General features: G+C 57.7%; 1 protein-coding gene. It reads right to left on the bottom strand.

What is annotated here, in order from left to right:
* Window positions 1-454: EAL domain-containing protein (locus M3234_RS28895; RefSeq protein ID WP_262307940.1), on the bottom strand; the 454-nt coding region annotated here is incomplete at both ends.

Here is a 454-nt window from a genome sequence, read left to right as displayed (position 1 = left end):
GCGGATCAGATCCGGGAGATGTTCACGCCGCATCGGTGGTGAAAACAGATAGCCCTGGAAGCGATCAATCCCCAGCGATTTTAACTGCGTAAATTTCGCCAGTGAATCCACCCCTTCCGCCACACAGCGACTGTCGCTTAACTGGCAGTAGTAGGCCAGGCTTTTTATTAGCGCAAGCGCCTTTGGATCGTGCTGGGCGTCGTTGACGATGCTCATATCCAGTTTATACGCATTGAAGTGCAGTCGACGCGCCGGAAAGATAACGCTCCCCTGAGAAAAGCAGTCGTCCAGCATCACGCGCACGCCAGCACGTTGCAGCTGCGCCACGTGGGCGGCGGAGCGGCTCTGCTGGCGAAAATCGATAGTTTCAGCATATTCCAGCACCAGCCTTGCCACGCCCTCTGGCTGCCGAAGCTGCTGGCGAGCGGCTTCCACCATCCGCAGCAGGCTGTCA

The organism is Neobacillus niacini (assembly GCF_023715785.1).
Taxonomy (GTDB): domain Bacteria; phylum Bacillota; class Bacilli; order Bacillales; family Cytobacillaceae; genus Neobacillus; species Neobacillus niacini_E.
Note: the sequence above shows the minus strand (reverse complement) of the source record. Positions and strands in the feature narration are given on the sequence as shown.